Here is a 1,153-nt window from a genome sequence, read left to right as displayed (position 1 = left end):
AACGTTGATGTGTAAGGATAGTTGCGTGTGCAAGCAACTAACTTACTAAAAATGGAACGAACCAGAGGAAAATCCGTAGGATTTTCCAAGTAGGCAAGAACCAAGCAATTATTTTTACACTGTGTTGGCATTAGTTATTTTGTAATATCCAACTAATAATTTCGTTCAAAGCAATATTATTAATTTCTCTGATTTCACTTTGTTTTGTTTTGTTCCATTCTCCGTTGTTTAATGTCAAATAATGGTCCATATCATCAAGAACTTTGATTGAAATAAATTTATTTTTAAACCCTTGTAATTTTTCAATTCCATATTGTACATCAATTTGCTCGTCATTTGCTCCAATAATATATAGTAATGGTATATTAATATTTTTGTAATATGATTCAGTTTCAAGTTTAATGAAATCTATCATATTCGGAGTTAAATATGCTTTAGAAATATAATTTGGGAATTTAAATTTTTTTCTAACTTTTTCACATTCCTTTATAATTTTATCATAATCATCCGTTGAGTGAATTATATAATTGAATTTATCAATTAATTCTTTAGTTTCCTTAACGGATTTTTTGTTTTCTTTATATAATTCCAATATAACAGAAACTTTATTTTTGAAGTCTTCACCTACGTTTATAGGAGTTGACATTTGAATAAGGAAATCAATTGGCTGTTGTGTTTCAAATATTCCTATTGTTGCCATTCCTCCAAGGCTATGTCCTAAAACACCTATTTTTTTATGCTTTAATACATCAATGTTTTTTAAATTTTTTATACAAAAATTTAAATCATTTTTTAGAGGGCTTACCTTTTGAGTATAATCACCTTCAGATTTACCAACACCTCTTTCATCAAAACGGTATACAGCAATATTATTCTTTAAAAAATTTTCCGCAATTTTTGGGTGTGAATAACGAGTGTCTTTTCCACTTCCAGGAACAATTATTATTATTTTATCGAAATCCGATTTAGGAGTTATTAAAGTTCCTGAAAGTTTTATGTTCTCATCAGTGTTTTCAAACTCTATTTCTTGATATTTATAATTTTCCTTTTCATTTATTTCCCGTTCATATTCAAAAATGGTTTGGCTATTTATTCTTAAAAAAGAAATCAATAAAATCAGTAAGAATGTTCTTTTCATAATTAATGCCAACGT

General features: G+C 27.1%; 1 protein-coding gene. It reads right to left on the bottom strand.

Annotated features, from left to right (window positions below; translation table 11 throughout):
* Window positions 1-130 precede the first annotated feature (130 nt).
* On the bottom strand, window positions 131-1,153 hold a 1,023-nt coding region (locus GQO80_RS15705), incomplete at its 5' end, for an alpha/beta hydrolase (protein WP_232333211.1).

It is taken from the genome of Mariniflexile maritimum (assembly GCF_009746565.1).
In the GTDB taxonomy this organism is placed as follows: domain Bacteria; phylum Bacteroidota; class Bacteroidia; order Flavobacteriales; family Flavobacteriaceae; genus Mariniflexile; species Mariniflexile maritimum.
This window is presented reverse-complemented; position numbering and strand designations above follow the sequence as displayed.